This is a genomic window from Paenibacillus hebaui (assembly GCF_051934385.1).
GTDB lineage: Bacteria > Bacillota > Bacilli > Paenibacillales > Paenibacillaceae > Paenibacillus.
Genome location: NZ_CP196836.1, coordinates 591,855 through 618,191 on the forward strand (window position 1 = coordinate 591,855; position 26,337 = coordinate 618,191).

Below are 26,337 nucleotides of genomic sequence, written 5' to 3' on the forward strand. Positions count from 1 at the left end.
TGGGGTGATAGGAATGTTTAAAAAGCAGGATATTCAAGATGTATATGAGCTATCCCCGCTACAGCAAGGTATGCTGTTTCATTATTTACATGATGAAGGAAGTCAGTCCTATTTTGAACAGATTGATTTTTCTCTTGAAGGAGTCGTGCAGCATGCAGAATTGGAGGGAAGCTTCCGGCAGTTGATTCAGAAGTATGAGGTGTTCCGTACCGTATTCGTCTATGAAAAGGTTAAACAACCTGTTCAGGTTGTATTAAAGGAGAGAACAGCAGGCATTCCTTTTGTAGACCTGACTGGCGAACGGGATATCGAAATGAAGATTGAACAATTCAAACAGCAGGAGCGCTTGAGAGGGTTTGATCTGGCGAGCGAGTTGCCGATTCGCTTTGTCTTGTATAAAACAGGAGAAAGACGTTACCGTCTGATTTGGAGCTTCCACCATATTATTATGGACGGTTGGTGTCTGGGTATCGTGTTAAACGATTTCTTCGCCATGTACAGGAAACGGGTAAAAGGGCAGTTATATGAGGTGAAAGGGACAGCTCCCCCATATAGTGAGTACATCCGTTGGCTGGCAAAACAGAACCCGGTCACGGCCCAGGATTACTGGCATTCTTATCTGTCGGGGTTTGAACAGCCATCGGAGCTTCCGCTGAAGCGGCCAACAGATGCACGAACTGGTTATAAGATGCAGGATATGGTGCGTCATCTCGGCCTTAATATCTCCACTGGGCTGAGTGAGCTGGCAAAGCGTTATCAGGTGACACTGAATACGGTGATTCAGGCCGCGTGGGGTGTTCTCTTGCAACGTTATAATAATACCAGTGATGCCGTATTTGGTACTATTGTCTCGGGCAGACCGGCTGCTATTCCAAACGTTGAACAAATTGTAGGTTTATTTATTAATACAGTGCCTGTGCGGGTACAATGCTCTCCGAATGATAACTTCGCCGCGTTGCTTGAGAAGCTTCAACTCGCAGCAGTAGAATCTGAGTCTTTCAGCTACATGTCGTTGGCGGACATTCAATCAGGCACTTCCTGTTCTAAGGCATTATTCAGTCATCTGTTGGCTTTTGAGAATTACCCGTTCGAACCTGATTCGGCTAAGGGGCAGGAGGAAGATGATGGTTTTACCATCGTGGATGCCCACACCTTCGAGCAGACAAATTATGACTTCAACTTACTTGTGCTGCCTGGTCGTGACATCGTGTTAAAGTGCACCTTCAATGCAGTTGCTTTTGATTATGAACATATTGAAACCGTGTTGAAACAGTTCGTCTCGATTTTAGAGCAGGTAATCGACCAGCCGGAGCAAGCCATTGGAATGCTGGATCTCCCAGTGAAGGAAAGGGAGGAATTACTGGAGGTACTGAATCGCACGGAATGTGAATATCCTCGGAACAGTATGCTGCACGAGCTGTTCGAGCAGCAGGTCGCATTGTGGCCGGAGCAGACGGCGCTCGTGCAAGGAGAAAAGAAGATTAGCTACGAAGAACTGAATACCCACGCGAACAGACTGGCACGCCGCCTGGAGGAAGCGGGGGTGAAGCCTGGAGATCGGGTTGGGGTATGTCTGGAACGTGCAACGGTTCTGTACTCCAGTCTGCTGGCTGTACTGAAGGTGGGAGCAGCGTATGTGCCGATCGATCCGGAATATCCGGCGGAGCGAATCTCATATATGCTGAAGGACAGCGACGTTCGGACACTGCTGACGACAGAGGAGCTTGGGCGGCGCATGCATGCGTATATGACGGGAATTGAATGTGTGAACGCGGAGGAAGAGAAGATCAAGGGGCTGGATGGAACGAATCTGACTCCGCGAGGCACCTCAGAGGACATAGCCTATGTCATGTACACCTCAGGTTCGACAGGGCAACCGAAAGGGATACTGACGACGCATCGCAATGTGGTGCGAACTATCGTAAATAACGGGTATTTGAGCATTTATCCCGAGGACAGATTGCTGCAGTTGTCCAATCCAGCGTTTGACGGATCAACCTTTGAGATATACGGGGCGCTCCTCCATGGTGCCAGATTGGTAGTGATCCCGCAGGAAACTGTGCTGGATGCTCGTGAATTGTCATCAGTCATCCGGGAGGAAGGCATCACGGTGACATTCATGACAACGGCCCTGTTCAATGCGCTGGTGGAGTCAGAGCTGTCATGCCTGAAGCAGTTGCGGAAGATCCTGTTTGGGGGCGAGAAGGCATCGATTAAACATGTGAGGAAAGCTGTGGAGCAACTGGGAGAGGGCAAGCTCCTGCATGTATACGGTCCCACAGAGACGACGGTGTTTGCGACCTCCTATGAGGTAGACGAGGCAGCGTTGCGGGGAGGAAGTGTGCCGATTGGTCGTCCAATCGGGAATACGACGACGTATGTGCTGAATGCCGAGATGAAACTGGTACCCAAGGGAGTGCCAGGAGAACTGTATATCGGTGGTGAGGGCGTGTCACAAGCGTATCTGAATCGTCCCGAACTGACGTCGGAGCGATATGTGGAGAGTCCATTCCGAAGCGGGGAGCGCCTGTACCGTACAGGAGACCTGGTGCGTTGGCTGCCAGAGGGTCATCTGGAATTCATCGACCGACTGGACAATCAGGTGAAAATCCGTGGATTCCGAATTGAACTGGGAGAGGTGGAGGCTGCAATTAGCAGTCATCCAGAGGTGAAGGAAGTCATCGTGCATGTGACCGAAGACCGCAGGCTGGTGGCATACATTGTGGTGGAGCACGAAGTGGATGGAGTCGCAGTGAAGGTAAGGGGAGCGATGAAGGAGCAACTGCCATCGTATATGATTCCATCGGCAATCATAGAACTGCCTGCTTTTCCATTAAATGCGAACGGCAAGGTGGACCGCAGGGCACTGCCAGCTCCTTCCGAGATGATGCAGGAGCGCAGTGGATACGAGGCACCATCTACGCCACTGGAGAAGGAATTGGCCCGTGTATGGCAAGAGGTTCTGCAACTAGATCAGGTTGGGATTCATGATCATTTCTTTGAGCGGGGAGGACATTCGTTGAAGGCCATGATGCTTGTCTCCCGCATCATGAAGCAGCTCCAACTACAGATTTCGGTGAGAACTGTGTTTGCAAATCCTATTCTTGGAGAGATGGCATCACATTTAGAGAAGGTGGCTTCAAGCGGGCAGGAGAAGTTCATTGAGCGGGTTGCTCCGCGCCCCTACTACCCTGTTACTTCTGTTCAAAAGCGATTATATGCTCTCCAATTACTGGATGGCGTTCATACTGCATATAACATTCCTCTTATGCTTCGAATCAAAGGCAAGCTGGATGTTATCCGACTAGAAGAAGCGTTTAAAGCTCTGATCCAGCGGCATGAATCGTTGCGGACATCCTTCCGGCTGGTGGAGGGAGAACTTATGCAGCATATTGAAGAGACAGTAGCTTTTCAATTGGAGCTTCTTGAAGCCGAGAATCATCAAGGGGGGGAGAGCGTCGCTGCAAAGTTCGTCCAACCGTTTGATTTGGCTCAAGCCCCGCTATTTCGTTCCACTCTCGTTTTTGCTGGGGTAGAGGAACAGCTGTTGTTAATTGATATGCACCATATTATTTCAGATGGTGTTTCGATGGGGGTGATGATCCAGGAGCTTTCAGAGCTTTATCAGGGGAGGGAGCTGCCAGCATTGCTGCTGCAGGTCAAGGATTATGCAGTTTGGGAAGAACGCTTCCGCCAATCGGAAGCGTTCCATACTCAGAAAATCTATTGGCTAAACCAGTTCAACAGGGAGATTCCTCGATTAGAGCTGCCAACGGATTTCGTTCGGCCTGCGATCCAATCATTTGAGGGAGAATTGCATGAACACATGCTTAGCACAGAGCTTAGTCAAAAGCTTCGTGCACTAGCGTCAGAGAAAGGTGTCACTCTGTTTACGACCTTGCTCGCAGCCTATTATACACTGTTGTACCATTATAGCGGCGAATCAGACATTGTAGTTGGCACAACCGTTGCAGGACGTTCGTCCGCTGAACTGGAGCCGGTAATCGGAATGTTTGTGCGTACCCTAGCCATTCGTACATCGACGTCACCACATGAAACGTTTGAACACTTCCTGTTGGCGGTACATCAGCATATGTTAGATGTCTATGAGAATGATGATTATCCGCTTGATCAGTTAATCGAGAGTCTGGGTGAACGAAGAGACATAAGCCGCAATCCTCTCTTTGACACCATGTTTGTATTGCAAAATATGGATATGTCTGAATTTGCAATTCCTGGATTGACCATCACTCAAGAGCCGTACAAATGGCAAAGTTCCAAGGTGGATATGAGTTGGACAGTGACAGACGGATTGCAGTTGCACATTATGGTGGAGTACTGTACTGGGTTATTCAAACAGGGCACTGTATCTCGTATGATACAGAAGTTCATCCACTTGCTGGAGCAAATCACATCTAATCCTAATCGTCTGTTGGGGGAACTGTCTATCCTGTCTGCTGAGGAAAGGGAGGAATTACTGGAGGTACTGAATCGCACGGAATGTGAATATCCTCGGAACAGTATGCTGCACGAGCTGTTCGAGCAGCAGGCCGCATTGTGGCCAGAGCAGACGGCGCTCGTGCAAGGAGAAAAGAAGATTAGCTACGAAGAACTGAATACCCACGCGAACAGACTGGCACGCCGCCTGGAGGAAGCGGGGGTGAAGCCTGGAGATCGGGTTGGGGTATGTCTGGAACGTGCAACGGTTCTGTACTCCAGTCTGCTGGCTGTACTGAAGGTGGGAGCAGCGTATGTGCCGATCGATCCGGAATATCCGGCGGAGCGAATCTCATATATGCTGAAGGACAGCGACGTTCGGACACTGCTGACGACAGAGGAGCTTGGGCGGCGCATGCATGCGTATATGACGGGAATTGAATGTGTGAACGCGGAGGAAGAGAAGATCAAGGGGCTGGATGGAACGAATCTGACTCCGCGAGGCACCTCAGAGGACATAGCCTATGTCATGTACACCTCAGGTTCGACAGGGCAACCGAAAGGGATACTGACGACGCATCGCAATGTGGTGCGAACTATCGTAAATAACGGGTATTTGAGCATTTATCCCGAGGACAGATTGCTGCAGTTGTCCAATCCAGCGTTTGACGGATCAACCTTTGAGATATACGGGGCGCTCCTCCATGGTGCCAGATTGGTAGTGATCCCGCAGGAAACTGTGCTGGATGCTCGTGAATTGTCATCAGTCATCCGGGAGGAAGGCATCACGGTGACATTCATGACAACGGCCCTGTTCAATGCGCTGGTGGAGTCAGAGCTGTCATGCCTGAAGCAGTTGCGGAAGATCCTGTTTGGGGGCGAGAAGGCATCGATTAAACATGTGAGGAAAGCTGTGGAGCAACTGGGAGAGGGCAAGCTCCTGCATGTATACGGTCCCACAGAGACGACGGTGTTTGCGACCTCCTATGAGGTAGACGAGGCAGCGTTGCGGGGAGGAAGTGTGCCGATTGGTCGTCCAATCGGGAATACGACGACGTATGTGCTGAATGCCGAGATGAAACTGGTACCCAAGGGAGTGCCAGGAGAACTGTATATCGGTGGTGAGGGCGTGTCACAAGCGTATCTGAATCGTCCCGAACTGACGTCGGAGCGATATGTGGAGAGTCCATTCCGAAGCGGGGAGCGCCTGTACCGTACAGGAGACCTGGTGCGTTGGCTGCCAGAGGGTCATCTGGAATTCATCGACCGACTGGACAATCAGGTGAAAATCCGTGGATTCCGAATTGAACTGGGAGAGGTGGAGGCTGCAATTAGCAGTCATCCAGAGGTGAAGGAAGTCATCGTGCATGTGACCGAAGACCGCAGGCTGGTGGCATACATTGTGGTGGAGCACGAAGTGGATGGAGTCGCAGTGAAGGTAAGGGGAGCGATGAAGGAGCAACTGCCATCGTATATGATTCCATCGGCAATCATAGAACTGCCTGCTTTTCCATTAAATGCGAACGGCAAGGTGGACCGCAGGGCACTGCCAGCTCCTTCCGAGATGATGCAGGAGCGCAGTGGATACGAGGCACCATCTACGCCACTGGAGAAGGAATTGGCCCGTGTATGGCAAGAGGTTCTGCAACTAGATCAGGTTGGGGCTCATGATCATTTCTTTGAAATTGGTGGTGATTCGATCAAAGGAATGCAGGTCATTGCTAAGCTAGCTCATAATCAATGGAAATTATCAATGAAACAATTATATTTGTACCCAACGATTAGTCAGCTTTCATTATGTTTGGAAGTATTGCCGAGTAGCATCTCACATACAGTAGCCGGAGAGATTCCGTTGACCCCGATTCAGCACTGGTTGTTTGAGACTGCATTTGACGTCATTCATGACATGCATATTAATATTGTTCTAGAAAATAAATCGGGCTGGGAAACGGAAGCCGTGCAGCGGGCTGTGAGGAAAATCGTGGAGCATCATGATGCATTGCGAATCGTTTTCAGACAAGAGCAACGTATATGCCAGTGTAATCGTGAGATCGCGGAAGAGGGACTGTTTTCTTTCCAAACTGTAGACTTGACCCGGACGAAGGATGCCATATCTAAAATGACTGAACACGTCCACCGGGTTAATGCTGAGACCGATCTTACACAAGGGCCATTGCTCAAGGCAGCGATGTTTCTAACGGATGAAACGGAATATGTAGTTCTTTCTATTCATCATCTTGTGATGGATGATATCTCAGCCAATATCTTGATGGAGGATTTTATAGTTGCCTACGATCAGGCAAAGTCTGGCGAGGAGCTGAAACTTCCTCCGAAGACGGCATCTTATCAGCAGTGGAGCCGGGGGTTAACGGAATATGCCAATTCCGAGGCATTTCTCTACCAATTGCCTTACTGGTTGAATCTTGAACAGACAAAGATCAAGCCTCTGCCCAAAGATAAAAAAGGGAACGCTCTCTGTAGTCTACAGGATATGGATGTTGTTCTTCACGCTTGGTCCCTGGAGGATTCAAATCGCTTATTCAGTTACATAGATCGAGATAGCCGAGCGGATGCTTTTCAAGTTATGCTGTGCGCATTAGGGCTCGCTGTACGATCGTGGAACGGAGCAGAGCATGTTCTTGTCAATCTAGAGAGGCACGGTCGCGAAGATATATTGGATGGTCTTGACGTGACGAGAACGGTCGGATGGTTCAATGCCCATTCGCCATTCGCTATTCCAGTAGCCAATGCCGACTGGCAGCAAACTCTGCAGCGAGTCAAAAAGGACATCGCTGCCGTTCCTAATAAAGGCATTGGACACAGTATACTCAAATATCTCACTTCGCCAGAGCTTAAGCGTGGCTTAATACATCAGCAGCCGGAGATCAGCTTTAATTATCATGGCAAGGTGAATGAAGGAGTGAAAGAGGGAATTATACAATGCGTAGAGACGATTGGCAATTCGTTCAATTCCCAATTTTCGGTACCTTTCTCGCTATATGTGAATATCATCGTACTTCAGGGCCGGCTGCATATTAGGTTCGGCTACAATCAAAATTTGTTCCACAGAGAGACGATAGAGCAGCTAGTCACAAAATACAGTCAAATATTAGAAGAATCAGTAGCCGGCGGTGTGTTGAGATAGGCAATATAATATGGCTAATTACAAAGGAGTCGGAGGATGGACACTGAAAAATCAGAAAAGAAACTAGAGGAGACGGTGAATTCTGGAGGATGGAGTGTTTTGCGCAACAAAACGTTTGTCTTCTATCTGTATTCAATCATATTTACCAGTTTTACGAGTCCAATGTATATGCTCGTTGAAGGCTGGTACGTGGTAGATCATCTAAATCAACCGGCTTTGCTCGGTCTTGTGCTGATGGTTACCGCGATTCCTCGAGTCCTATTTATGCTGTTTGGTGGCGTACTATCTGATCGTATATCTAAATCTAAGATTATGTTTTTCTCTGACTTTACACGTGCGGGATTACTGTTCGGAATGGCTGGCCTAGTGGTCTTCGACCTACTAAATTTTTGGATGCTCTTAACATTCGCAGCATTGTTCGGCGTTCTGGAGGCCTTCTACTGGCCGGCTTCTACTTCGATCATTCCTTCCATTGTCCCTACGGAAAGTCTCAGGACCGCTAACAGCATCGGCATGGTTATTCAGCAGCTTGGAATGATGCTCGGACCGGTTATAGCGGGTTTGCTGCTCGCTTTTGGATCTTTTGAGGTCGCTTTCACCGTGATTGGTGTATTGTTGCTGTTAGGAGCACTGTGTTTGATCTTGGTGCGTGTACCTGTGGCCGTTGCAAGGGTAGAGGAGAGGAAGCCTTCTATGTTTCGAGAAGTTAAAGAAGGGTTCCTTTACATCAAGAAAGATTCCTTTAAAGTATCGATCATTCTGACTGTTAGTATTGCTAGTTTTTTTGTATCTGGTCCGGTATCGGTTGCTTTTCCAACACTGGTTAAGACGGTCTTTGAAGGCACGACAGTTGATTTAACGTATCTTCAGACATCCTTCGCGATCGGTAGTGTTTTGGGCGGGGTACTCATCGGGGTTCTCAAGCCGAAAGGGAATATGGCAGTATGGGCTTACGGAGCATTCATTCTCTTGTGCGTGGGAATTATGACTTTAGGGTTATCCAAGGAGTTGAATTACTCCATTGTTATTAGCATTTTTACGGGGCTGTTATCAGCCATTGCCAATATGGTGTTACTGACCGTGTTTCAGTTAAGCCTGGAGCAAGACAAATTGGGGAGGGGAATGAGTCTGTTTACGATAGCTTCAATGGGACTCTACCCGCTTTCAGCGGGTCTTGTACCACTGCTGCTGTCCATCGGGGTTTCAATCTCCACACTTCTTGTATTTAGTGGTGCAATCGCTGGCTGTATTCTTACAACGGTTCTTTTCAGTGTAAAAACGATCCGGAACAGATCTACAAGTATTTCTGGTTGACCAAGTTCCTGAATGAGCGTGGCGAAGGCAAAGCCGGTGAATTAACAAGGCTCTCTTATTTCAGTCAGATATAACCCAAAAGATAAACCCCCAAGGATGATATTATATCATTCTTGGGGGTTTATCTTTTACTTTGATTGGATTTACTTGGAAATGAACGTTCTGGTCAGCTGCTGGTTGAAGGAGAAGCCCCTATACATGAACGTATTTATCCAGCAGTTTGCTGCTCAGCCATAAGAACAGAATCGAAGTAATGAGTCCAATGACCAGCACGCCAACGTACATCAAATTCATAATATTAGATACAGCTTGTAGTAATACATATATATCATAATGTTGATCTGCCATCTGCCCCCACCAATCTGCAGCGGGAGATGAGAAAAGTGGTCCCCACTGAGTCAATTTCAACAATAAAGGAGAGCTGCTGATCACTTTCTGAAGCAAGCTGAGCAAAGCTAGAAATCCGAATGCGGCGAGCATACGGAAGGTATGGAGTGATTTAGCAAGCATGAAGGCAAGAATAACTTGTGCTCCTGCAAATATAGACGATATGGTTGTTATAAGAAAAAATAATCCAACTTTATGGCTTGCCCATAGGGCAAGAGCGTAATCTAGCCCGTGTGGAGCATTCAAACCAAACAGAGCAGGGAGTATGGCCGTAAGCATACTGATGGCGAGCGAGACAGCCATTAGAGAAAGACCTGACAGAAATTTGGCTGACAAAAGAACTAATCCACTATGGGGAAGATTGAGCCAATGAGTAAAGGTATGCTCTTTCAATTCTTTAAAGATGGAATAGAAGGCCCAACAGGGCAGATAGGCAACATGGAACAGAATAATTCCCAATAAAATGAAAAGCCGTGTGTCGGTAGTATTGCTGATTAAAGAGTATACAATCAACAGGATTAAAAGAAGGATATTCAGTTGAATCCATTGTTTAGATCCGTAAATTTCCTTTAAAAACAACATTTTCCAAGAAATCATAAACAATTCTCCTTCATCATATCCAGCATGCTTAGCTCGCGTTCTGCTCTCAATGTCTCCGTAGAGGCAAACAATTTTAATTGGCCTTCGTTAAGGAAAATGACATAGTCGAGATAAGGCTCGATTTCGGCAACTTCATGAGAAGAAATGATGATTGTCTGCTGCTCCAGCTCGGTACAGGCTACGAACAACTTGAGGACATCCTGACGAATGAGTGGATCTAAACCGGAGAGTGGTTCATCCATCAGGATGAGCGGTACTTTGCGTGCCAAGGCAATTGCAATTTGCAGGCGCAGCTGATTCCCTTTGGACAACTGGGATACCTTCTTTTTGGGGTCGAACTGAAAAATTCGTGCGATGATGTCCGCTACTTGCTGGTTGTTAAAGTCGGGATAGATGTTTGAAGCATATGCAATTGTTTCCTCAACGGTATAGAATCCATAGAGCATTTGCCTGTCCGCTATATAAGCAATGTGGCTTGCGCTCAAGCGTGAAACACGCTGCTGGGCTACGGAGATAACTCCTTTGGTGGGACGCTGAAGCCCTGCAAGCATGTTGAGCAGCGTAGTCTTGCCACTGCCATTGGGTCCTATGAGACCAATCAAGCCAGAAGGCAGAGAAAGGGATAGATTATCGATCACAATATGGCTGCCGTAACGCTTGGTTACACCTGTTAATTCAACCATGGGTTGCATTTAAGTTTTTCCTTCCTTCTTAACAGTTTCGAGAAGCTTGTTACTGATTTCTTCATTTGAAAATCCAATCTGTCTCATGTTGTTATAAAAAAGGAAGACTTGCTCTTGTGCAATCTGGTCACGAAGCTGCTGAATCACCTGTTGATTTTCAGTTACATAAGAACCTTGGCCTCTTCTTTTCTCGATGATACCATCTCGTTCCATATCGCTGTAAGAACGCTGGACGGTATTGGCGTTAACGCCGATTTCAATGGCAGTTTCTCTAACCGAAGTTAATTTCTCGCCAGGCTTTAAAATTCCCGCACAGATACGCCGATAAAATTCTTTCTTTATTTGTAAATAAATAGGGTGGTCATTGGAGAATTTCATTGTTCTTCCTCACGATCCTGAACTCACTATTCATGGTTATACCTTGTTTACTGATTAGTGAAAAGTTTACGTTATGAAATTACTATCTTTACTTGCCCAAAATTAGTTCCATAATCGCTTGAGGGCAAGCTTAATCAATATATTATAACCAAGCTCAGTGCGGGGCGACATTAGACCAAATTAAAACGCGCCTAAGTAGCGTAGGGACACTGTCAGCTTTTTGGACTTACTAATATTTGATGTGATTATTGGCAAGTACAGTTACTATTTAAAAAAGAGACTGACCTGCCTCATGTTGGAGTGCAAGACATGTCTATTAAGTATACGTTAACACAACGATGCTGAAGGCGCAATATGATGGAGACCCAGGGAGAGATACGACTTCTCCACCACGACTAGCGGCTCCCAAGCGTCCAATGCATGCTCGGCGGCATAATTCTGGATCAAACTGGATGGACAGATAGGAGCCCATCGGTAGCTCCAGATCTGCAGGCTGTGTGCTCTCGATGTAGAGTCCGACTCTCCACCGTTCATCTCGGATATAGCGAATATCGGCTTCGAACAGGTCCGGCACCTGCTGCGGCTGGGCGGCCAGCAGCGCAGCATGGAGTGTGTCATGCTGGCCAAGCTCCAGCCAGCGGAGTTAATCTTGCTATGTTATTACATATAATGATTTAAAATCTATCGGTTCCTTATTATCAATAGCTTCTGCCATCGTTTTATCTGTTAGATGAGCATATATCTGTGTAGTATTTGGTGAGGCATGTCCTAACTGAGTTTGTGTTTTATATAGATCGTTTGAAAGGTAGTAATCGGTTGCGAAAGTATGCCTTAATTTGTGAACAGTCAAAAAAGGTTTTCCAAAAGCCTTAGCATATTTTATAATCATGTCTTGAATAGCTCTTTTCGTTATTCTTTTACCCTGTGATTTCCCATTCGGTAAAGTGCTTTATCTTTCTTGTTTTTTATATTGATGTGCTCTTAAATCCAGATAATTTTTTAATGTAGGATTAACTTCTTTTCTAAATTTAACTGGTGACTTAAATGTTTCATCTGAAGTTCCTTTCCGGAAGACATATACAGTATTTATGGTCATATCTAAATCAATTAAATCTAAGTTTACAATTTCAGAAACTCGTAGTCCTGAATGTAATATTAAACTTACTCAACTTTCGCAGCTCAAATCTCCAAATAAACCCTTGATATAGCTGGGTAAACTCGAGATCCATTCCTGTAGTTGTCAAAAAACAGCGGTTTTGTCCTTCTTTGTTTTCGCACAGGACATTTCAAGGAATAAACTCATGAGTTGCTGAAGTGCAGTCTGGTAATCCAGATCACGAACCTCGTCGGCAAAGATAAAGAAGAGTTCTCCCAATATTCGATCATCACTTGATTGACGCCGTTCGTATTTCATCGCCAAATATCGGCTGAATACAATCGTAGTGTGGCTAATGAGGGCATCAAAGGAACGACTCTGAAACTCAGTACCCAGTTTCAAATAGCTTTTGGTGACTTTAAAAAAGGTCTCTATACTCCAGCGCATACCGTAAATTCGTACGATTTCAGCTGCATCCAGCGTCACATCCCTACTCAAAATCGGAAGCCACTCTCTTTTTTATTCCGGTTGCGGACAAAAACAAGCTTCACGGATAGCCCACAAGCCGTTTGTATGATGACAGAGCCTTTCATGTCTTTTTCCTTCGAAGTAGAAAGATTTTGAAATACCTCACGCAGTGTCATTCGCTGGCCTTGCACGAGATAGCGTTGTTTCATTCCTTTCACCATGCCAATCACGGAAAGCCCTTTGGCCGCAAGCTCACGAAGGAGTGGAGCTTGTGTAAACCAGCTATCCATCAGCACGTAATCGGCGGTGAACCCTGCACGTAAAGCCCGCTCCAGTAAAGCGACGACAGCATCCGGCTTCCGGGAAAAGGCTTCCAACCGGCGTTTGTAGCCGTGACTGCGTTTAGAGAGAATCGAAGACATTTCACACAACCGATTGGTTATTTTGGCGGAAGAAAGCATGACAAAATCAAGTGGAGCAAAGCTAAAACCATCCGACCAGCCTAAGGGCGGAAATGCCTCAGTACAAGAATAAACCATTGGCATTTGCAGTGGGATGCATTCCTTAATGAAATTAACACATCAGATGGCTCTCTATTTCATAGGGTTCTGTGCTCGTAGATTTTGAAATAGAAATTGTGTATCCAACTTTGTCATTAATAGATTTGAGCATTTCTATTAAAGTTCTTGTATCAGTTTTGTGGAAAGACAGTAGATGGATTTCAGATTCAGTATTGTTAATCGAATTATAGTATATAGTTAGTATATTTCTAGTCCGTTCTACTTGTCGCAGCCCTTTTATTGCTCCCACTATGCAGCCTACAATACCAGTAATGATTCCAAAGCTTGCGTCATCGCCTGTGACTATGCTCCCTGGTATTGCACCAATAATTAAAAATAGGAGACCAAATCCGATTGCTGATCTTACTGGACCACCAGAGTATCCCTAATTATCGGAAGATCATGTTCTCCCTGGATATTGCACTTGTACCGTTCATCGTTGTCTTTTTCCCCATAGCAGCTTATACAACGGGAAATAACATTTATTATCTCTACTTGGTTGTAGCTATAGGTGCAATCTTTCGGATCGTATCCTATCTTAGAAAAGAAAGAGCCAAAAAGTCGTCATGACCTATGCTATTTTTCGTGTTCCAGATAAAGTGTAAAAAGGACTCCGTTAGGGGGAATGTCATTAAGTTTAGATGTGAAGCCCAAAATAAGAACAAGAGCAGGTTATCGAAAAGATAGCTTGCTCTTTTTTTGTTCAAAAAGAGTAACGGAATTTAGCAGGTAGATGGCAATGGTTGGCGAAGCCTCTTAAAAAGAAGGAGGTTACGTCAATGGATGAGTATGCGAACTCATTAAAAAGAACACTGACATCTCTCATCAAAGAAATGTCAGCCAGACCAGCACCTTATGTCAAAAAACCTGGTAAAGATTATACTCGAAAGAAAAAACTACCCTTTGAAACGGTAATGCAACTCTTGATTTCCATGGGAGGCAACAGTTTATATAAGGAACTTTTAGAATCACAAGGCTACGACGTGCACACCGCGACGACTTCTGCTTTTGTCCAGCAACGCAATAAAATTCTACCCTCTGCGTTAGAATTCTTGTTTCATGAGTTTACAGCGTCGGTTACGGAGTTCAAAGACGATCACGGATATCGATTGCTTGCCGTTGACGGTTCGGATTTGCATATCGCTATGGACCCTGCGGACACGGACACTTATTTTCAAAACGAGCCAAACAAGAAAGGCTATAACCTTCTGCATTTGAACGCAGTTTATGATCTCTGCAACAGACTATATGTGGATGCTCTGATTCAGCCAAGAAGATGGTCCAACGAGAGAAAGGCCATGGCTACGATGATCGATCGTTCTTCCATCAAGGGCAAAACCATTGTTATTGCTGACCGAGGTTACGAAAGCTACAATAATTTTGCGCATATCGAGCGTAAAGGGTGGAACTATGTCATACGAGTAAAGGATTTGAAATCGAATGGGATTCTTTCGGGCCTTTATTTGCCCTCGGGTGGAGAGTTTGATCGGAACGTCCATCTGACACTCACCAAAAAACAAACCAAAGAAATCAAGGCTCAGCCAGAGAAGTACAAGTTCGTTCCTTCCACGTCAACCTTTGATTTTTTGGATTTGCACGAAAACTTGTTTTATCCGATTTCATTTCGAGTGGTTCGTTTCATCCTGCCAAGCGGAGCCTATGAAACGATTCTGACCAATCTTTCTGCCGCTGATTTCCCGCCGGATGAAATTAAATCCCTATACCACATGCGTTGGGGCATCGAAACCTCATTCCGGGCATTAAAGTATACCGTGGGTCTAACGCATTTTCATGCAAAGAGACGAGAGTCCATCACCCAAGAGATTTTCGCCAGAATGATCATGTACAATTTCGCTGAAATGGTGACCTCGCACGTCATCGTTTCGGAAATGGATAAAAGGCACCGATACCAAGTCAACTTCACGGATGCCATTTACGTGTGTAGACATATTCTGCGCTCACGGGACGATGAACCCTCGTCTGATATTGAAGCTCTGATTCGCAAAAACATTTTACCGATTCGATCCATCCGACCAGGACAGCAGAATACGCGCAAAACACGTTGGAAACCAGCGGTTAGCTTCGTCTACAGAGTAGCATAAATTATTGCACTTGAATATTTTTTGAGCGGATTTTTTCTCCGTTTTGTTTGCTATACGCTTTTTTCTTGCTTGCACTCAAAAAAAACGGCACAGGTCGTTTTCCCATGCCGTTTCGAATTCCATTATTAACTTTGTTTTGTCCATTGAACTTATCTTAATGACATTGTTCATTAGGCTGCTTCTTTGTTATGCAAGAAATATATAATTTTAATCTTGTTCCAAATTGGAAGGCTCCAACAATTCTTTCAATATGCGATAGGCGTGATGCTGTTCCCTATGGTTATGACGAAGCATTAGCAAAATGCTCTCCCATACCCATTTCTTGTTTTGAAGATAAAGTTCCTGTTCATCTGTGAACAGACCAAATACGCTAATGTCGAGTGCTGTAGCTATTTTCTCAATAGTCTGTATGCGAACGTCTTTTTCGCCTCGTTCCAGCTGCCCGATATAGGATGCACTCATGCTACTGAGCTCCGCAAGTTGTTCTTGAGTCCAGTTTCGTGAAACGCGATGAATTCTAATTTTTGCACCTATTTGTTCTGCGAATGTTGTTGCCATATCATGTACCACAACCTCTCTCTTAAAGTTTAGCGGAAGGATAAAAGAGGGTGGAGAATACAATTGCGACTTTTTGGCAATTCAATTGTCGTTTTAGATTTGATTTTTCTGAAACGTGGTGGTATAATTTTACAGTAAAAAGATAGGAGAATGAGTATAAAAGAGGTTTTTATATAATTGATGTAGGGTATAAGGTGATCGACGGAATCAATGGTTCAAACTAATCGAATGTTCTTAGTGTGAAGGGTGGTCATGATTTGGAATCTACACCTACGATTGTAACAGTGTTGGAGAAATACCTCCGAGATGAAGAGATAACCATTACTCAGTTCGCAGATAGGTCGGGAATTCATTCAGGCACATTGAGTAATTTAATACAGGGACATCGGCCTTTAGCTGTTCAACAACTGGATAGAATTACAAAGGGGATGGCGCTGGAAGAAGGCATATTATACGATCTGTACATTGATCAATATATTATTGATCATTCACCTAATTGGAGACGAATCGGTCCGTTGATACTGCGATGTGCCGAGCTCGAAAAGCTGGATGAAATTCAGCGTGTCATAGAACATATTATAGATAAATTAGCATATTCATCTATGTTATTCGATACGGTGGAGGAATTGTTTTTCATGAATCGGTATGCCGCAGCTAAATTGTTGTATGAGATTGTAGCTGACAGTGAAAGGTTCCAGCATTCTGAACGTCTTGCAATGTGTCAGTATCGGTTATTTACTCTTGGATTAAGCGATAATCACGAGCATAATTTGAAGGCAGCCCTGCGGTTTGAACCTTTTGTCAAAAGACTTGAAGAGATAGACCAGCTAGACGGACTAAAGGATCTGGCTAATACATACCGCTCGTTGCATCGTTGGGATAAAGTTCTGAGTATAGCGGAGAAGCTGAGAAGATTAGGACAAGCTTACTACAACATATCAGGCTTCCCATCGAATGAATTCTCCAATCGTCCATTAAGGCCTATGTTCTTTTATATTGCTTATAGTGATCTGCTTATCGCAGGAGTATACCATGATCAAGGTGAATACGAGCTGGCACTGAAAAAAATTGATGACTATGCCCATTTGAATTGGGTAAAGGAAACGGATAATGAAACATTGCATTGGAAGAACTTGTTCAAGGAATGGGCTGTGGCAAATCGATATCTGGCCAGATTGATGTCCGGAGATGTGTCTGTATTAAAGGAGTATGTTTCCTTTATCAGATCAAAAGAAATTGAAGTCATTCGAGGCCTTTGGAACATTATACTTATGGCCAATAAGCATAATATTGATGTAGATCATATTTTGGATCAATTTTCGACTGAATTGTCACACATCAACAGCCAAACGGGTAACGATATTTATAACCAACAAAATATGAATGACCAATTCATAGGATTACAATTTGGTTTAGCTGTGTACTATTTACATCGTGGGCAGCATGAACATGGATTTCAACATTTAATGTACGCTCTGAAGCAGTCCTCACTAACGAATGATGAAAGGGCTACACTTCGGTGTATGAGATTATTTGAACGGTTTCGGGAATTCGCTCGAACGGAGACAAAGCATACTGTGTACAGCTATGATCATCACAACTGGAACTGTCCTGAGTCAACAAGTAGTTAGCCCAAATATAAAAGCCTCATGATCCATGGTGGAGGTTAATTCGTAGAGCTTTATTAAAGAGTATTGCTCTGTGCACTACTCTTTTTTTATGCGCAATTTTAATTTTGAAAACTACAATATGACAGATAGTTCTAGAATATTACATAAGATATTAGTAAGGGCTGGGAGGATAGCTTATGAAGGAGATCTGTCAACAGATTGAAGACAAACGGGAAGAAATGAATCAACGGGCTGCCCAATATGGTCTGCTTGATCCCAATGTACTAGCGATATCTGAGGAATTGGATGCTCTCATTAATTATTACTTCTACGAGAAAAATTCACGATCTAATGATTATCTTTATTATATTTAATCTCGAATAGTTGACTATATAAGGCTTGCAGTCGATCCATCATAGATTGCATGAAAGGACTCCCTCGAAGGAGTCCTTTATTATGGAGCGTTTTTTATCGTTTATCTATTATTATCTAACATGTTTACCTCAGCTGCCGATAATGTTTTACGGTACTCCCCGGGCGTAATGCCCTCCATTTTTTTGAACACTTTGCTAAAATACTTTTCATCCTGGTATCCCACCATCTCCGAGATTTTGGCGATTCGCAGGGAAGGATTCTGAAGTAGCAGTTTGGCGTTGTTGATCCGCAGTTTGCCCAAATATTCAGACCAATTCAGACCGAACTGTTGCTTGAATTTGCGCGAAATATATTCACGACTTAAGTAGAAGCGTGCGGCAATCTGTTGCAGGGACAGATCCTCCTGATAATGGGCCTCCATATAACGTGCAATGTCACTCATCGGGTCAGGGTTGGAGGGATGATGCGCGGTCAGCGCCTTTCCGGCTGCGAGCAAACGTTGTTCCAGTAGCGAACGAAGCAGAGGCAGGGATAACAGCCCCTCATGGTCAAAAGGTAACTCGGCAAAAGGAATCGATTGTTCTTCCGTCACCTCATCCTCCTGTTTGGAAGGCGTATCGGCTGTATCGTCTAGCCAGCGGCCAAGCATCCAATCCATCTCATCCACCCATTGCTGAATCTGTTCGGCGCTTACGATATCAAGCCGAGTAATCGGATCAATCCATTCTGCAACAGCAGTGGACACACTGGAAGTACGGCAACTCATGGCTGCCATTCGCATCGGCTCTTCAAAAGCGGTTAACCGCAGGCCCTTTTTCCCGTTCGATGACTCGACTGAATTGTGAATACGTTGCTTCGTCTGCAATACATTGCGTCGCCACAATCGCAAACTGGCTTCCTGATATGCTCCAGAGACTCCGGTAGGGTAAACCTCACAGGTGGAGATCGCGAAATGAAGTCTGCGCTGGATGGTTTGCTCCAGTCCATCATTCACTTTCTCCAGAATAGATTGCAGGGAGGAGTAATGACCCCAATACAAAAGAACGACTTCATCTGGTTGATCAAGCTGGCGGAACACAACACCTTCGGCAGGGGTGGATAACATCTCCGCACAGATATTTAATACGGAGAAGATAAGCAGGTCGGGCTGACTCCGATACTTCGCCAAACAATCCGCATCTAGATGGGACAGGCTAGTGACCGCTACGCTGCAACGGTCGATCTGTTTAGGCAGATCCAATTCATCCCACAACCGCTGCATTTGGGTATTGATGTTACCTCGCCCAACAACAAGCTCAGTGAGTAGGCGATCATGGTAGTGAGGACGCATTTGGTTTACTACCATGGACTGTTTGGTAGACTGCATGCGTAATGCATCCGCTTCTTTCCAGGCGTCAACTGCCTTCAACAAGGATATATTCAGTTCATCTGCTTCAACGGGTTTCAGCAGGTAGTCCATGCCCCCATATCGAATCGCGTGTCTAACCAGTTCAAAATCATCATATCCGCTGATGACCAGCACTTTGCTATGCGGGGCATGAACCGATATCCATTCCAGCAGTTCCATGCCATCCTTGCCCGGCATACGCATATCGCTGAGGATAATCTGCGGTTGATGAGCTGTGATGGATGCTACTGCTTCATGACCATCTGCCGCTTCAAACAAGGTATCTATGCCTGCCACTTCCCATTGACCGAGCAGTCTTATGGCATCGCGGACGTGTTTTTCATCATCTACAATCAACGCTTTCATGTTGTTCACTCTCCCGCGTATATTTTGACCAGAACCTCCACACCGTTCGGCTCCAGATTGCTAATTTCCAGACTTGCAGCGTAGCCAGCAGGGGAATTTAATTGAAGCCTGCGTATGACGTTCCGCAGTCCGATAGACTCTGTTCCGTCCGAGTCCTGATTAGTGGGGGCGGATGATACAGGTTCCCGTCGCAGCCATTCCTGGATTTCTAACAACTTATCCGTCGGGATGGAAGGGCCGTTATTTTTAAGATGAATCTCCATCCAATTGTCAGCCGTCCGGCGGCTGGATATACGTATGTGTCCTTTACCAGGCTGAACATCCGCTCCATGCTTGAAATAATTCTCAATCAAAGGCTGCAGAGTCATTCTGGGCATTTCGGCTCGCAGGGTATCTTCGGCAAAATCCAACTCGACTTCCAGGCGGTCACCGAACCGCTCCTGTTGCAGTTCCAGATATAACCGGGCATGCTCAGCTTCTTCACGCAAAGTCACACAGGTCTGATCCCGCATGCTGTACCGCAGCATTTTGGACAGGGAAGAGAGTAATCCATACGCCCGTTGTCCTTGGTGTTGAAGGGCAAGGGTTCCTATGGATTGTAATGTGTTATACAGAAAATGGGGATGAATCTGGGCTTGCAATGCTTTGAGCTGATTTGTTTTATTGGCAATTTCCAGTCGATATTCCCGCAAAATCAGATTATTCACTGTATCCATCATATCTCGGAAATGGCGTGCAAGCACCCCGATCTCATCACGACTTGTTAGCCGGATATCCACATGCAGGCGTCCAGCCTGAATCTGATTCATATATCGCATCAAATGCTTAATCGGTCCGGTGATACGGATGGAGATGAACAGTGTTGCCACAATGACCAATAACAGCGCAGCAATCGCGATCATGGCGTTATTCCATGTTAATGTGTTAGCTCTGGCGTACAACGTCTCATTAGGGATCTGTTTAACAATGGTCCAATCGGCGAACGAGCTTCCCAGTTGTTGGTACACATACATGGAATGATCTTGTTCAAAATGTCCTTCGGCAGTCTGCGTCGTACCCGCATTAGAACGTGCTATATTCAGCCGGGTAGCAGATTCCTGTCGTAATGCATCCGTTCCACTGACTTCCGACTGTCCTTGGTAAATGATCTGGTTCCGGCCATCAACAACGTAGATTTGTTCCTTCGCTGGATCATACAGTCTGCCGCAGATGGCTGCAATGGTATCCATATTCAGATCAATAGCGAGAACACCCAGGCGTCTGGGTGACGGAATATCCTTAATTGCACGATGCAAGGTAATTACCGTTTTTGAAGGATCATCTGCGGAGGCAGCTTTGAAGCCGTAGGAGTGACTCGGATGCGCCGATTCGACCCAGATATCTGGGCTTTCCCCGCTTGTTTTTCCATGAAGCGAGTCAGAGTAAGCCTGTTTGCGTTCTTCTCTTTTCGGAAAAGGATTTGCGATTAATGTCGATTGATTGGCGGTAAAGGAGTGCAAATACAGCTGGAATACATCGGGCACAGCCGCACGTATCGTCTGCAAGGTGGTGTAAACCTCTGCAACCGCGCGATAATCACCAGGGATTTTCGCCAGATTCCGCAGAAAATTCGGATCATTGTACACAGCAAGCGAAGCCCTTGCCACGTTATCCACATAGTTGTTGAGATTGGTGGAGGCTTGGTAGATCAGGCGTTTATTCTCTGCAACGGCCTGTTCCCGTAGGGCCGTCTTGGTCTGGATAAACGTCATGCTGATCGAAGCCAGCAGGGGAAGCGTTGTGGCAATCAGCATAAAAGCGATCAGCTTGGTGCGTATGCTGTAGTATTTTGACATGGGGACACCCCTTCTGATTGCAGGTTAAGAGAGGACAATATTTTACACCCAACTGTTCACAAGGGTCGGTGTTTCCTTGAGCGACATTGGGGTTTAATAGAAAAACAGACTAATTTCATCCATCTATAGAAGGGGAGAACGATATGAAGCATCGCAAATCTTCACAGCTGTTACAGCAGCTTGTGTTCGTGGGTCCCTCCATCGTGTTTTTTATTCTCATCATCGTGGTCCCTTTCCTGCTTGGCATGGTATATTCCTTTACCGACTGGAACGGCGTGTCGGAGAACATTAACTGGGTTGGATTTGACAATTTTATTCATATTATTACAAATGACCCCAAGTTCCAAACGGCGTTTTGGTTTACGGTGCGCTTCACTGTGGTTGGTGTAGTACTGACCAATGTGATTGGGTTTTTTCTGGCGTATTTCCTGACCAAACCACTTAAGACGAGAAACATTCTGCGCACGATCTTTTTTATGCCGAACGTGATCGGTGGGTTGTTGCTCGGCTTTATCTGGCAGTTCATATTTGTGAAAGGGTTTTCAGCAGTAGGTGATGTAACCGGTTGGTCCTTCTTCAATCTTCCTTGGCTGGGAGACGAACCGACTGCCTTCTGGGGAATCGTGATCGTATTTGTATGGCAGACCGCAGGATATCTGATGGTCATCTACATCTCATCGCTGACCAACGTGTCACCTGATCTGCTGGAAGCCGCCGAGATTGATGGAGCAAGCCGCTGGCAGGTACTGCGGAGCATCATTCTTCCGCTCATTATGCCGGGTGTGACTATCTGTCTGTTCCTGGCAATCTCCTGGTCTTTCAAAATGTTCGATCTCAATCTGTCGCTGACCAAAGGCGGACCGTTTGGATCAACAGAGTCGGTAGCTCTGAATATTTACAACGAAGCTTTTGTGAATAATCGGTACGGCATCGGTACAGCCAAAGCACTTGTGTTCTTCGTGATCGTTGCCATTATTACCATGATTCAGGTACGTGTGACGAAGAGCAAGGAGGTGGAGGCATAGATGGAAACGACGAAAAATTACCGCTTCAGTACCATTCTAACCGAGATCGTTATGGTGCTCCTTGGACTATTGTTCCTGGTTCCGTTTTACTTCCTGTTTGTCAATTCAGTCAAAACATTCGGTGACCTGCTCACCAATTCGGCTGCATGGCCGGAAGCATTCCAGTGGAGTAACTATGCTAACGCCTGGGAGAAAATCAATTTCCCATCAGCGCTGATGAACTCGCTTATCGTTACGGTAGTCAGCAATCTGCTGCTTGTTCTGATCAGCTCCATGGCCGCTTACCGAATGGTCCGCAGCAATACCCGGTTCAACCGGATTTTGTTCGGCATGTTCATTGCCGCCATGGTGATTCCGTTCCAGTCTATCATGATTCCACTCGTTACCGTAACCAGTAATCTTGGACTTATCGACAGCCTGGGCGGACTTATCATCTGTTATCTCGGTTTTGGCGTACCGATGTCTGTCTTCCTGTTCCACGGATTCGTCAAGTCGGTTCCGCTGGAGATTGAGGAAGCGGCACGGGTGGACGGAAGTTCCGTCTACGGGGTGTTCTTCCGGATTGTATTTCCGCTCATGAAGCCGATGTATGTTACCGTCATTATCCTGAACACTCTCTGGATCTGGAATGACTATCTGCTGCCATCCCTGATTCTGCAAAGCTCGAACCTGCGTACGATCCCGATTGCGACCTTTGCGCTCTTCGGGCAATATACGAAGCAATGGGATCTGGCACTGCCCGCACTGGTGCTCGGCATCATGCCGATCATTATATTCTTCCTGCTGATGCAGAAATACATCATTCAGGGGATTACCGCGGGGTCAGTTAAAGGGTAGGTGCGAGGGGAGGGTCGCTACGGGATCATGTGGGGGAGTGCGAGGGCAGGTCGCTGCGGGATCATGTGCGCATTCCGATCGCTGTTGTTCCCCGGTGGCCTGAATGATGAATGCAAGGAAGCCACCGGGTACCAAAGGCGAACGCTTCGCTTCTCCAGCGCATCATGATCCCTTTGCTCCTTCCTCGCACGGAGGTGTGCAAAGGGGAGTCATGCCCGCATAGCTTGGGCATGACTCCTAAGGAGAAAAGACTAAGAAACAAAAGACCAAGAAAGAAAAGATTTAAAGCCAGATTCGGTAAGGCAGAGGGGGATTGTGCGAGGGTAAGATCGCTGCGGGCTCAAGTTGCGCTTTCGGTCGCTGTTGCTCCTCGGTGGCCTGAATGAATGAAGGTAAGGAAGCCACCGAGGTTCAAAGGCGAACGCTCCACTCCTCCAACACATCCTGATCCCTTTGCTCCCATCTCGCACGGAGGTGTGCAAAGGGGAGAAGGAGGCCCAGATAGATTGGGCTCCTTCTCTTGATAAGGGCTAGATGAGTTCAACTAAACATTTACAACGATAACGGAGAGGGCAGAAATAACTTGAAGAAGCGAAGCGTTCGCCTAAAAGCTTTCTGGAAGAAAGCTGCTTCGGAAGCATACGCTATCCCGGGATTTTTCCCATTAATAATGGATCAAAAAAATCTGGGGATAACAGCGATCGGAAGGTTATTCTGTCATCGGAGTGCCAGTGTAAATATTCATTAGTGGAACTGTTATACTGAAACTACTATAGGGAGAGTGTATGTATGAAAAAAATGACGAAGTTGACGTTGCTCATGCTGATTGCTTTTTCCGTAATGCTCGCGGGTTGTGGCAACGGAGATAAAAGTGGAAGTCCGGTCAATACGGATGCTCAAGGTGGCGGGGAGGCTGTTGCCGGGGACAAAACTATTAAAATTTTTCAATTCAAAGTCGAAATTGCAGAAGCGCTTAACCGTCTCAAAGCAGAATATGAATCGTCCCATCCAGGCGTCAAACTGGATATTCAAACGGTGGGCGGCGGCAGTGACTACGGCGCTGCATTGAAAGCCAAGTTCGCGGCTGGCGAACAACCGGACATTTTCAACGTTGGTGGTTATCGTGAACTGGACACCTGGCTTGAATATTTGGAGGATCTCTCCGGTGAATCATGGGCCAAGGATGCGCTCGAAGTAGCCAAAGAGCCGATGATGAAAGACGGTAAGCTCTATGGACAGCCCCTCGCACTGGAGGGTTATGGTTTCATTTACAACAAAGACCTCTTCCAAAAAGCAGGCATTACTGAAATTCCAACAACACTGGAAGCACTGGATCAGGCCGCACAGAAACTTCAGGCTGCAGGCATTACCCCGTTTTCGAACGGTTATCAGGAATGGTGGGTGCTCGGTAACCATAACGTAAACGTGGCATTTGCGAATCAGGCAGATCCGGTGAAATTCATTCAAGGACTCAACGAAGGTACAGAGAAAATCCCGGGCAACCAAGTGTTCACAGACTGGATGAACCTGCTAGACTTAACGCTAAAATACAGCAACAAAAACCCGCTGACAACCGACTACAACACACAGGTCACCCTGTTTGCCAGTGGCGAAGCGGCGATGATGCAGCAGGGGAACTGGACTCAGGTACAAATTGATGGAATCAATCCGGATCTGAATCTGGGTATCCTGCCGATGCCAATTACCAATGAACCGAATGACAAATTGTTTGTTGGTGTGCCGAACTTCTGGGTTGTGAACAAGAATTCCCAAGTGAAACCGGAAGCGAAGGAGTTTCTGGAGTGGCTCGTAACTTCTGATATCGGCAAACAATATATGACAAAAGAATTCAAATTCATCCCGGCGTTTAGTACGATTCAGGCATCGGAAGAAGATTTGGGTGACCTCGCAACTGATATTATGAAGTACAGCCAAGAGAACAAAACATTAAGCTGGAACTTCAATCGCTTCCCGGAAGGTGTTCCACAGGAATTTGGCAGCACCATTCAAGCTTATGTAGCAGGCAAATCGGACAAAAAAGCCTTGCTTGATGCATTGCAGCAGAACTGGGATAGTCTGAAAAAGTAAACCGGATCATGGACAGTATGTCTAGTCGCTTTTAATTAAAGAGGATGATCCTGCCGATCAGATCCTATAACCTAGGATGTTTATCCACAGAAAATAGTATCCACAGGCTACCGATCGTCGTTCAGAAGCCCTCGGATAAATAAGTCAGTCAGTTTAAACAGGTTAGCCAGAAATGTCATTCTGGTTGGCCTGTTTTTTGTTTGTTCGGAGAAGCAAATCGTGCTCGCTGGAAAAATAAAAGACGTTAATATCCCTGAAATGTGGATAACCTGAAGCGGTTTAATGATTCCATGACGTATTTAACACAGCGTTAATACTATATGTGGATATCCTGTGTGTAGATCATTCTAAATGTGGACAAGTAGGAGGAGATTGAGGTGAAAGAGGATCTTTTGTTAACAAAAAACTTGTTTTTATCTGACTAGTACTATATAGTTCTATTTATGACAAATCAAAAATTGAACACTGGATCTGCTAAATCCAAGAGTTCCAATCCGGTGAACCGGACCAAGGCAGTTGAAGTGGCTGCACAGTTATTTCTGCGTAAGGGGTACAGCTACGTAAGTATGGATGAGGTAGTACGGGTTAGCGGAGTATCCAAGTCGAATATTTATTACCATTTTAAAAACAAGGAGGAATTACTCCAGGCCGTGGTGCAGTACTGGATTGCCCAGTATGAATCAGAGCTTTACCTGCTGCTCAGTCAGCGTGAACGAGAGGTAACGGAACGCATCTATTCGTTTATGGCGTTACTGTCCGCAGGCATAGAGGGTCGGGATTATGAAGGAAGTTGTCCGTTTATTACACTGTATATGCAGACACCAGCCAGTGCACCCGAAGTAAAAGAAAGCATATCCCGTTTCTTTCGTGAGTTGCAGCCGATGATGGAGAAATTGTTCCAACAGGGGCTGGATGGCGGGGAGTTTCGTAAAGGGATCGAGCCGGGTCCAGCAGCTGCATTATTTATTGCAGCAATGGAAGGTTCCCTTGTGCTTGCGGAGACCGCGCGTGATACAGGAATTATTGAACAATCGGCACGTACTTTTTGTCAGATGCTTCGGTAAACGAAGCTCTTTTTTTGAATAT

At 45.9% G+C, this 26,337-nt stretch carries 17 protein-coding genes and 2 pseudogenes; 10 read left to right on the forward strand and 9 right to left on the reverse strand.

The window, feature by feature from the left end:
* Positions 1-13: 13 nt before the first annotated feature.
* Both ACR32F_RS02680 and ACR32F_RS02685 read left to right on the forward strand, forming a co-directional pair.
* The gene (locus tag ACR32F_RS02680; protein WP_440115897.1) at positions 14-7,582 is read left to right on the forward strand and encodes an amino acid adenylation domain-containing protein; all 7,569 of its coding nucleotides are present in this window, start codon (positions 14-16) and stop codon (positions 7,580-7,582) included.
* Between the two features lie 36 nt (positions 7,583-7,618).
* Complete coding sequence (locus ACR32F_RS02685; RefSeq protein ID WP_440115899.1) at positions 7,619-8,896, forward strand: MFS transporter; 1,278 nt, start codon at positions 7,619-7,621, stop codon at positions 8,894-8,896.
* A 192-nt stretch (positions 8,897-9,088) separates the two neighbouring features.
* Here ACR32F_RS02685 and ACR32F_RS02690 read toward each other — a convergent pair whose 3' ends face one another.
* From ACR32F_RS02690 to ACR32F_RS02715, 6 genes and pseudogenes are all read right to left on the reverse strand, one after another.
* Complete coding sequence (locus tag ACR32F_RS02690; RefSeq protein ID WP_440115901.1) at positions 9,089-9,880, reverse strand: hypothetical protein; 792 nt, start codon at positions 9,878-9,880, stop codon at positions 9,089-9,091.
* Entirely contained in the window at positions 9,877-10,575 is a 699-nt protein-coding gene (locus ACR32F_RS02695) for an ABC transporter ATP-binding protein (protein WP_440115903.1), read from the reverse strand. Before ACR32F_RS02695 ends, ACR32F_RS02690 begins: the two co-directional genes overlap by 4 nt.
* Positions 10,576-10,944: a GntR family transcriptional regulator gene (locus ACR32F_RS02700; RefSeq protein ID WP_427052130.1), complete on the reverse strand. Its 369-nt coding sequence runs from the start codon at positions 10,942-10,944 to the stop codon at positions 10,576-10,578.
* Positions 10,945-11,271: 327 nt separating this feature from the next.
* On the reverse strand, positions 11,272-11,562 hold the full coding sequence (locus ACR32F_RS02705; RefSeq protein WP_440115906.1) for a hypothetical protein: 291 nt from the start codon (positions 11,560-11,562) through the stop codon (positions 11,272-11,274).
* A gap of 34 nt (positions 11,563-11,596) precedes the next feature.
* Positions 11,597-12,109, reverse strand: a pseudogene (locus ACR32F_RS02710) (tyrosine-type recombinase/integrase); the annotation flags it as partial.
* Positions 12,110-13,014, reverse strand: a pseudogene (locus tag ACR32F_RS02715) (IS4 family transposase); the annotation flags it as partial.
* 408 nt (positions 13,015-13,422) lie between these two features.
* Here ACR32F_RS02715 and ACR32F_RS02720 point away from each other — a divergent pair.
* Both ACR32F_RS02720 and ACR32F_RS02725 read left to right on the forward strand, forming a co-directional pair.
* Positions 13,423-13,638, forward strand: coding sequence for a hypothetical protein (locus ACR32F_RS02720; protein WP_440115908.1), 216 nt, complete (start codon positions 13,423-13,425; stop codon positions 13,636-13,638).
* A gap of 209 nt (positions 13,639-13,847) precedes the next feature.
* Positions 13,848-15,170, forward strand: coding sequence for an IS4 family transposase (locus ACR32F_RS02725; RefSeq protein ID WP_440115910.1), 1,323 nt, complete (start codon positions 13,848-13,850; stop codon positions 15,168-15,170).
* 207 nt (positions 15,171-15,377) lie between these two features.
* Here ACR32F_RS02725 and ACR32F_RS02730 read toward each other — a convergent pair whose 3' ends face one another.
* Positions 15,378-15,728 carry a helix-turn-helix domain-containing protein gene (locus tag ACR32F_RS02730; protein ID WP_440115912.1) on the reverse strand — a complete coding sequence of 117 codons (351 nt, stop codon included), beginning with the start codon at positions 15,726-15,728 and terminating at the stop codon, positions 15,378-15,380.
* A 257-nt stretch (positions 15,729-15,985) separates the two neighbouring features.
* Here ACR32F_RS02730 and ACR32F_RS02735 point away from each other — a divergent pair, with 257 nt between their 5' ends.
* Both ACR32F_RS02735 and ACR32F_RS02740 read left to right on the forward strand, forming a co-directional pair.
* Positions 15,986-17,359: a transcriptional regulator gene (locus ACR32F_RS02735; protein WP_440115914.1), complete on the forward strand. Its 1,374-nt coding sequence runs from the start codon at positions 15,986-15,988 to the stop codon at positions 17,357-17,359.
* Between the two features lie 176 nt (positions 17,360-17,535).
* The gene (locus tag ACR32F_RS02740) at positions 17,536-17,712 is read left to right on the forward strand and encodes a Spo0E family sporulation regulatory protein-aspartic acid phosphatase (RefSeq protein WP_440115916.1); all 177 of its coding nucleotides are present in this window, start codon (positions 17,536-17,538) and stop codon (positions 17,710-17,712) included.
* Positions 17,713-17,813: 101 nt separating this feature from the next.
* Here ACR32F_RS02740 and ACR32F_RS02745 read toward each other — a convergent pair whose 3' ends face one another.
* Positions 17,814-19,466: a response regulator transcription factor gene (locus ACR32F_RS02745; RefSeq protein WP_440115918.1), complete on the reverse strand. Its 1,653-nt coding sequence runs from the start codon at positions 19,464-19,466 to the stop codon at positions 17,814-17,816.
* A 5-nt stretch (positions 19,467-19,471) separates the two neighbouring features.
* A complete protein-coding gene (locus tag ACR32F_RS02750) occupies positions 19,472-21,301 on the reverse strand; it encodes a histidine kinase (RefSeq protein ID WP_440115920.1) in 1,830 nt (609 codons plus the stop codon).
* Between the two features lie 143 nt (positions 21,302-21,444).
* Here ACR32F_RS02750 and ACR32F_RS02755 point away from each other — a divergent pair, with 143 nt between their 5' ends.
* From ACR32F_RS02755 to ACR32F_RS02770, 4 genes are all read left to right on the forward strand, one after another.
* Positions 21,445-22,326, forward strand: coding sequence for a carbohydrate ABC transporter permease (locus ACR32F_RS02755; protein ID WP_440115922.1), 882 nt, complete (start codon positions 21,445-21,447; stop codon positions 22,324-22,326).
* On the forward strand, positions 22,327-23,163 hold the full coding sequence (locus ACR32F_RS02760) for a carbohydrate ABC transporter permease (RefSeq protein WP_440115924.1): 837 nt from the start codon (positions 22,327-22,329) through the stop codon (positions 23,161-23,163).
* A 789-nt stretch (positions 23,164-23,952) separates the two neighbouring features.
* The gene (locus tag ACR32F_RS02765; protein ID WP_440115926.1) at positions 23,953-25,251 is read left to right on the forward strand and encodes an ABC transporter substrate-binding protein; all 1,299 of its coding nucleotides are present in this window, start codon (positions 23,953-23,955) and stop codon (positions 25,249-25,251) included.
* 497 nt (positions 25,252-25,748) lie between these two features.
* Positions 25,749-26,315: a TetR/AcrR family transcriptional regulator gene (locus ACR32F_RS02770; protein WP_440115928.1), complete on the forward strand. Its 567-nt coding sequence runs from the start codon at positions 25,749-25,751 to the stop codon at positions 26,313-26,315.
* Positions 26,316-26,337 lie beyond the last annotated feature (22 nt).

What these genes read in the sequence shown, in the direction of transcription:
- ACR32F_RS02745 (WP_440115918.1), bottom strand. Translation starts at nt 19,466, where the DNA reads ATGAAAGCGTTGATTGTAGATGATGAAAAACACGTCCGCGATGCCATA.
- ACR32F_RS02760 (WP_440115924.1), top strand. Translation starts at nt 22,327, where the DNA reads ATGGAAACGACGAAAAATTACCGCTTCAGTACCATTCTAACCGAGATC.
- ACR32F_RS02730 (WP_440115912.1), bottom strand. Translation starts at nt 15,728, where the DNA reads ATGGCAACAACATTCGCAGAACAAATAGGTGCAAAAATTAGAATTCAT.
- ACR32F_RS02695 (WP_440115903.1), bottom strand. Translation starts at nt 10,575, where the DNA reads ATGCAACCCATGGTTGAATTAACAGGTGTAACCAAGCGTTACGGCAGC.
- ACR32F_RS02765 (WP_440115926.1), top strand. Translation starts at nt 23,953, where the DNA reads ATGAAAAAAATGACGAAGTTGACGTTGCTCATGCTGATTGCTTTTTCC.
- ACR32F_RS02700 (WP_427052130.1), bottom strand. Translation starts at nt 10,944, where the DNA reads ATGAAATTCTCCAATGACCACCCTATTTATTTACAAATAAAGAAAGAA.
- ACR32F_RS02755 (WP_440115922.1), top strand. Translation starts at nt 21,445, where the DNA reads ATGAAGCATCGCAAATCTTCACAGCTGTTACAGCAGCTTGTGTTCGTG.
- ACR32F_RS02740 (WP_440115916.1), top strand. Translation starts at nt 17,536, where the DNA reads ATGAAGGAGATCTGTCAACAGATTGAAGACAAACGGGAAGAAATGAAT.
- ACR32F_RS02750 (WP_440115920.1), bottom strand. Translation starts at nt 21,301, where the DNA reads ATGTCAAAATACTACAGCATACGCACCAAGCTGATCGCTTTTATGCTG.
- ACR32F_RS02690 (WP_440115901.1), bottom strand. Translation starts at nt 9,880, where the DNA reads ATGATTTCTTGGAAAATGTTGTTTTTAAAGGAAATTTACGGATCTAAA.
- ACR32F_RS02705 (WP_440115906.1), bottom strand. Translation starts at nt 11,562, where the DNA reads ATGACACACTCCATGCTGCGCTGCTGGCCGCCCAGCCGCAGCAGGTGC.
- ACR32F_RS02680 (WP_440115897.1), top strand. Translation starts at nt 14, where the DNA reads ATGTTTAAAAAGCAGGATATTCAAGATGTATATGAGCTATCCCCGCTA.
- ACR32F_RS02725 (WP_440115910.1), top strand. Translation starts at nt 13,848, where the DNA reads ATGGATGAGTATGCGAACTCATTAAAAAGAACACTGACATCTCTCATC.
- ACR32F_RS02685 (WP_440115899.1), top strand. Translation starts at nt 7,619, where the DNA reads ATGGACACTGAAAAATCAGAAAAGAAACTAGAGGAGACGGTGAATTCT.